The organism is Neobacillus cucumis, assembly GCF_023715505.1.
This window is the reverse complement of sequence record NZ_JAMBOH010000014.1, coordinates 137,058-143,643: the sequence shown is the minus strand read 5'-3', so window position 1 is coordinate 143,643 and position 6,586 is coordinate 137,058. Positions and strand designations below refer to the sequence as shown.

Genomic DNA, 6,586 nt, shown 5'->3' with positions numbered 1-6,586 from the left:
AATTTGAGAGGAGCTGTCCTTAGTACGAGAGGACCGGGATGGACGCACCGCTGGTGTACCAGTTGTCTTGCCAAAGGCATCGCTGGGTAGCTATGTGCGGACGGGATAAGTGCTGAAAGCATCTAAGTATGAAGCCCCCCTCAAGATGAGATTTCCCTTTAGCTAAAGCTAGTAAGATCCCTGAAAGATGATCAGGTTGATAGGTCAGAGGTGGAAGCGTGGCGACATGTGGAGCTGACTGATACTAATCGATCGAGGACTTAACCATAACGAAAAGCGGAGGCGACTGTTCAACTTCGACAGACGTTGGAGAGCCGTCCCTGCAAATCCTGGTTTTGGATTTGCAGGGACGGATCGAAACGGCCGAGAAGTTAGGAGCCGCAGCTAGCCAAGTTTATAAAGCGAACTCGTTTTAACTAATTTCTTCTATATATTATCTAGTTTTGAGAGAACGAACTCACAATTCAACAAAATGCGACGTAGCTCAATTGGATAGAGCGCCTATCTACGGATCAGAAGGTTATGGATTCGACTCCTTTCGGGCGCGTCAGTAAGATTTGAAACAAAAAAGCAGTGGATTCCAATTGAATCCACTGCTTTTTTGTTTCAGAAAGGACATCTTTTAACTAAGTTGGGAGATATGTAAGAAGATGAGACTTTCACTTTTTATTTATTAGTGATAGTGTAAAAAAAGAATTTACATAATGGAGTTGACTAGTTTGGGCCGGATGTTTGCTAAAGGGTACGACTTTTTTATGCGTCCTTTAGAAAAAATGAAGTTTAAAAAGATTCGTGAGGAGCTTTTATCTAAGGCTAATGGTTGTGTTTTGGAAATCGGATCTGGGACAGGTATTAATTTTCCTCTATATAAATCAGTTGAAAAAGTAGTGGCAACCGAACCAAGTACTTATATGATTGAAAGGTCACAAGAGAAACTGAAACAATCCCCTATAGAAATTGAAATAGTACAGACAGGTGCTGAAAAGCTGCCTTTTCCTGATAATAGTTTTGATACGGTCGTAGCTACCCTTGTACTATGTACGATACCGAATCCTAATCAAGCATTGTTGGAGATGGCACGAGTATGTAAACCTGGGGGTCAATTACTGTTTTTTGAGCATGTCAAAATGGATAACCGGTTTTTTGCTGGTTTGCAGGAGTTATTAACGCCCGCTTGGAAAAAAATATGTGACGGATGCTGCTTGAACCGTGATACTCTTCTATTAATAAAAAATAATGATTTGGAGATTAATGAGATAAAAGGTTATTATAATGGGCTATTTCTTTCGGTCGAGACAATTAAGTCGAAATCTGAGCTATGTTAGATTCGAGTTTGAATTGATGAGTAAGTTAGGAGGAGTTTTAATGGTAAACGAAATAGGTTTTATCGGACTTGGTAATATGGGACAGCCAATGGTAAAGAACCTTATAAAAGCTGGCTACAAGGTGAAAGTATATAATCGAACCCCAAATAAGGCGTACGAGGTCGTCGCAGCAGGTGCTGAACAGGTCAATCGTCCATGTAATGTGGTCACACCTGAAGGTATTGTCGTTACAATGGTGTCCAATGACCAGGCCTTAGAAGACATGGTATTTGCTCCAGATGGTATTGGGGAGAAATTAGGGAAAAATGGCATCCACTTATCCATGAGTACCGTGGCACCCGAGACATCACGGAAGATAGCGCAGTTCCATCAAGAAAAGGGGAGTTTTTATATAGCCTCTCCTGTTTTTGGTCGTCCAGAGGCTGCGGCAGCACAAAAATTATGGATATTATCTTCAGGTAATAAAGATGCACGGGAGAGAGTCAAACCAGTTCAAGAGGCAATGGGTCAGCGTGTCTTTGACCTGGGGGAAGAACCTGGTAATGCGAATGTTGTGAAATTAGGTGGTAATTTTATGATTATGGCAGCAATGGAGGCGATGGCTGAAGCCTTTAATTTGGCTGAAAAAAATGGAATGGATCGAGAGACTGTTGCTGAAGTATATTCGTCAACTTTGTTTAACTGCACCGTTTATAACGGTTATGGGTCAATGATTGCCAAAAAGATGTTCGAGCCTGCCGGTTTCCAATTAGCACTGGGTCTAAAAGATTGCAACCTTGTGCTGAATGAAGCAAATAGCACCGAGACTCCAATGCCTTTAGCGAATTTAGTACATAATCGTCTGCTTGCCTCTGCTGCAAAAGGACGTGGAAACCTGGATTGGTCGGCTTTAACAAAACTGGCTAACGAGGAAGCAGGGCTGGAATGATTAGATTGAATAAATAGCTTTTTTCAGTTAATGCTATAGTTTAAATGGCACAAAAAGGAGATATCACTGTGAAGCCATATGAAATTACCAATATGATTATCGATGATGATTTTGCTGTTGAGGAATATGTGACCGCGGAATTTGTTCACCAACATAAAAACTATAGCATTACATTTAAAAAAGCCGATTTAGAAATCATCAATTGCTGGGTTTTTGAGGATGGTACGTCTCTTCCGACGCATATACCAGATGAAATTATTGAATCAATCCGGGAAGATGTTAAAAAGAGAATCTGATTTTAAAGAGGCGATATTTATTCCCACCACGGGAGTAAATCCCGCCTCTTTCTTGCTTTATGACTTATTAAGCAATGTTTTCGGGTTTGCGTTTAAGACGAGCATGGCACAAAGAAGTATGCCTGAGGCGATCCAAATAGCTTTTGTCCCCCAATGTAAAGTAGACAGGGTACCAGCCAACGCACCCAATAGAAAAGAGGCAATAATGAGCGTAAAATCAAGAAATTGAAGAAGACCTTTTCGGTCATGAAATATTAGTGCAGTATAGGCCGCTTGCGCAGCTGTACGCAAATTTCCCGTTACCATTGCCGAATTATAGGGCCATTTTACTAAGGTCCGAAACGAAGAAATCTGTATGGAGGCTACAAATGCAATCGTTATGGTGACAACCATATTCGGTACTTGTACAGGCCAGGTTCCTACAATGACAAGAACAATGCTTTCTAACAAAAGAACGGTGCGAGCCGGGTGTGGAAAGGTCCTAGTAATATGCGGATGTTTTAAGCCTTCAGCCACGGCTACTCCTAAAACAAATGCGAACATCGGTGGAAGATGCCGTAATCCTTGAGTCCATTCTCCATGAGCGACCTCCACACCTAACAAAACAAGATTACCAGTCTGTGAAGTGGCAAAAACCCCATCGCGGCTTACATATGTGTAGGCATCTAAAAATCCACCCACTACCGCAAGTAGAATACCAAGCCCAACGGATTCTGCTGTTAGTCTGTGAACGAAAGTCCTTCTTTTATATAAATTTTTTCGTAAATCTAATCCGGAAAAATGGTTACGTCTAAGAGCCTGTAATTTTCCCATATCGTCTCTCCCAAATAAAATTTCACTTTTTCCTCCTATTTTTTGTTAAGGTCAAAAAATTTATGTAGGAGGGGTATTGGTAATAGAATGACAAATCGTTTTTTTGGAAAAGATAAAGGCGAGGTGAAGGAAATGGCTGCAGCAAAAATCGGTGATATTATTACATTTAAGCGTGATGGAGAAAGCCACGAAGGGACCGTTTCTGGGGTTCGGGAAAATTCTGTTATCGTCCAGTACGGTTATTCAAAAGAGAAGGATGAGCCACTCACGACAATTGTAAATCATAAAAATTACAAAGTAAAAAATTCATAAACCTGTCAAAGAAAAAGACAGGAAGTTACGGAAATGTAGTGTGGATGAACCTCACTACATTTTTTTTATGGAGAATGACAAAAGTTAACCATAATGGATTGTCAGGAGAAGCACCTATTTCATCACTTTTCCTTTCTAAATACTTATTTATATACTCGGAATTATCGGATATAATGGAATAGATTAAACTTTTATATTTCGTGTATCGAAAGAAAAAGAGGTAACGGGTTAGTACATAAATAAATATTTGGAGGTAAAAACAGTGAAGTACAGCTATGTTTCCCATCTTGAGTGTCCAAAATGCCATGAGATTTATACCGTCGATGAAGTAAATCAGCTATGTCGTTGTGGAGCACCATTATTAGTTAGATACAATTTGAATGAAGCTAAATCAATTTTGAAAAAAGAAGACCTAAACTCTCGAAAAAATAGTTTATGGAGATATCATGAACTGCTTCCTGTGAAAAACGAGGAAAATATCGTCTCGTTAGATGAAGGGATGACCCCCTTAACCCATCTAAAGAAACTAGGCGAAAAATACGCTTTAGCTAATTTGTTTATCAAGGATGAGGGGATCATTCCAACAGGTTCTTTTAAAACCCGCGGGGCTAGTGTCGGAATCTCCAAAGCAAAGGAACTGGGTGTGAAACAGCTCGCAATGCCGACGAATGGCAACGCAGGCGCAGCTTGGGCACTATATTCTGCAAAAGCTGGTATTCAAGCAACAATCGTTATGCCTCAAGATGCCCCGAATATCACGAGAAAAGAAGTTGCCGTCTCCGGTGCCAATTTATATTTAGTAAATGGACTAATTAGTGATGCGGGTAAAATTGTAGGCAAACTGATCGCCGAACAGGAGATTTATGATGCGTCAACATTGAAAGAACCATACCGAATTGAAGGTAAAAAAACAATGGGGTACGAAATATTAGAACAATTTAATTGGCAGGTTCCCGACATCATTTTATATCCGACTGGCGGTGGTGTTGGTATAATTGGCATTTATAAAGCACTATTGGAATTAAAAGAAATGGGCTGGATAGAATCAGATAAGTTTCCTAGATTGGTAGCCGTTCAAGCGGAGGGATGCGCACCAATCGTGAAGGCATGGCAAGAAGGGAAGAAGGAATCGGTATTCTGGGAAAATTCAAAGACAAATGCTTTTGGCATTAATGTACCAAAAGCACTTGGTGACTTCCTTGTTTTGGAAGCCATTTATGAAACAAATGGATGTGCGATTGCCATTTCGGAAGTTGACATTTCGGAAGCACAAAGGCTGGTGGCGGAAACTGAAGGGAACTTTATTTGTCCGGAAGGGGCGGCTACGTTTGCGGCAGCCCGTATTTTACGTGAGCAAAATTGGATAAAAGAAGATGAAACAGTTGTTTGCTTAAACACTGGGCAGGGCATCAAATATCCAGAAACGGTTGAAACAAACAATGTAACATTGCTAGAGCCGAATGATGTCATAAAAGCACTATAAACAAACGAAAAACTTGGTCTTTTCGTTCTAATTCGATTTGGTACTAAAAGCAGTGACATCTCTACTCTTGGCAACATAAGATAGTAGCGGAGGTGTCACTAATGAAGAAATGGTTAAAAGCCGTCATTTTGACATATCTTTGCTTGCTGTTTTTTGGCAGCTTTATCGCAGTTGGCATGTTGGGGACCGGTACGCTTGAAAAAACTCTGCCATTCATTGCTGATATCAAAATCTTTTTGTATTATTTTTTCGCTGGAGCAATTGGCGGTTCACTCAGACATCTTTATATGTTTTGTACTCACTATATGGAAGACGAATTACACGATTATCGAAAATGGATTATGTATATTTTTTATCCAATTTTTGCAACCGGCACCGCAGTCGTGGCCGTAACGCTGATCCAAAGTGGGATTTTACTAATTCAATTTACTGATTATCAAGATACTCCTTATGCGCCTATTAGTATAGCCTTCTTTGTGGGATTTGGGTTTAACCGCTTTGTAAAAAAGCTTAATACTGTATCAAAAGATATTTTTCAGACGAAACACAAGAAAAGCAACACGGCTGATGAAATAACGGATGAAATAGAAGAGTTCTCAGATATTCAGCACGATAGTACAAAGAGTTCCACAACCACTGGACCATCCTAATGAACAAGCCTTCATGTGCATCGAACATGAAGGCTTTTTATTGAAATCATTATATGTCCCTTAATCCTAGTCTAAGATTTGATACAGTTCATTTAGATTTTGAATTTCATAGGTAGGAATGATTTCGGTATGGTTTGGTTTACCAGCAGGGTTGAACCAGCAGGTATCAAGGCCCGCAAGCTGCCCGCCTTTAATGTCTGAGCTCAACGAGTCACCAATAATTAAAGTATGTTCTGGAGAGAAATTAGCAATTCGGGCAAATACGTAATCAAAAAATTCCTTCATTGGTTTTTGAAAACCTGTGTCTTCGGAGACAAAAATCTCTTTAAAGAGCGGGTGAAGACCGGAATCGCGTAAACGTTTGTCCTGTGTCTTGGAAACTCCGTTTGTAACAATATATAAATCAAAATGGTTTTGCAGCCCGGAGATTAATTCAAAGGCACCTTTAATCAATTGGTGACCTTCTTCTAAATAACCGCGATAGTTATTTTCCAATAAGATGCCATCAACGTTTTTTCCGTATTCCTTAAATAGAAGGGAAAAACGGGTATTGACCACTTCATCCCGTTCGATGTGTCCTTCTTCAAACGCTTTCCACAGTCCATAGTTTATTTTTTTGTAGTGGGCTTCCATTTCCTTTGTTAGCGTTATACTTTGACTCTCAAATAACAGCTTTAGGGCTGACGCTTCAGCAGCAGCAAAATCTAATAATGTATCATCGACATCGAATAATAATGGTTGATATTTTTTCAATATATTTTCCCCTTTGTTTCTTTAAA

At 39.8% G+C, this 6,586-nt stretch carries 8 protein-coding genes and 1 rRNA gene; 7 read left to right on the top strand and 2 right to left on the bottom strand.

Features of this window, described 5'->3' with window-relative positions; all coding sequences use genetic code 11:
• The 4 genes from M3226_RS19480 to M3226_RS19465 all read left to right on the top strand — a co-directional run.
• Positions 1-268: ribosomal RNA gene (locus M3226_RS19480) — 23S ribosomal RNA — on the top strand; the annotation flags it as partial.
• Between the two features lie 460 nt (positions 269-728).
• Positions 729-1,325, top strand: a complete 597-nt coding sequence (locus tag M3226_RS19475; protein ID WP_308211965.1) for a class I SAM-dependent methyltransferase — start codon at positions 729-731, stop codon at positions 1,323-1,325.
• A complete protein-coding gene (locus M3226_RS19470) occupies positions 1,273-2,253 on the top strand; it encodes an NAD(P)-dependent oxidoreductase (protein ID WP_308211962.1) in 981 nt (326 codons plus the stop codon). Before M3226_RS19475 ends, M3226_RS19470 begins: the two co-directional genes overlap by 53 nt.
• A gap of 68 nt (positions 2,254-2,321) precedes the next feature.
• Positions 2,322-2,549, top strand: a complete 228-nt coding sequence (locus M3226_RS19465) for a hypothetical protein (RefSeq protein WP_251568340.1) — start codon at positions 2,322-2,324, stop codon at positions 2,547-2,549.
• A gap of 57 nt (positions 2,550-2,606) precedes the next feature.
• Here M3226_RS19465 and M3226_RS19460 read toward each other — a convergent pair whose 3' ends face one another.
• Positions 2,607-3,362 (bottom strand): YoaK family protein, encoded by a 756-nt coding sequence (locus M3226_RS19460; RefSeq protein ID WP_251568338.1) that lies wholly within the window; start codon positions 3,360-3,362, stop codon positions 2,607-2,609.
• Positions 3,363-3,449: 87 nt separating this feature from the next.
• Between M3226_RS19460 and M3226_RS19455 the strand changes: the two genes are divergently transcribed.
• The 3 genes from M3226_RS19455 (at position 3,450) to M3226_RS19445 (ending at position 5,807) form a co-directional block, all read left to right on the top strand.
• Complete coding sequence (locus M3226_RS19455; protein WP_251568337.1) at positions 3,450-3,674, top strand: DUF2187 family protein; 225 nt, start codon at positions 3,450-3,452, stop codon at positions 3,672-3,674.
• A 262-nt stretch (positions 3,675-3,936) separates the two neighbouring features.
• Positions 3,937-5,157 (top strand): threonine synthase, encoded by a 1,221-nt coding sequence (locus M3226_RS19450; RefSeq protein ID WP_251568335.1) that lies wholly within the window; start codon positions 3,937-3,939, stop codon positions 5,155-5,157.
• A 101-nt stretch (positions 5,158-5,258) separates the two neighbouring features.
• A complete protein-coding gene (locus M3226_RS19445; RefSeq protein WP_251568332.1) occupies positions 5,259-5,807 on the top strand; it encodes a hypothetical protein in 549 nt (182 codons plus the stop codon).
• A 66-nt stretch (positions 5,808-5,873) separates the two neighbouring features.
• Here M3226_RS19445 and M3226_RS19440 read toward each other — a convergent pair whose 3' ends face one another.
• Positions 5,874-6,560, bottom strand: a complete 687-nt coding sequence (locus tag M3226_RS19440; protein WP_251568330.1) for a YjjG family noncanonical pyrimidine nucleotidase — start codon at positions 6,558-6,560, stop codon at positions 5,874-5,876.
• Between the last annotated feature and the right edge of the window lie 26 nt (positions 6,561-6,586).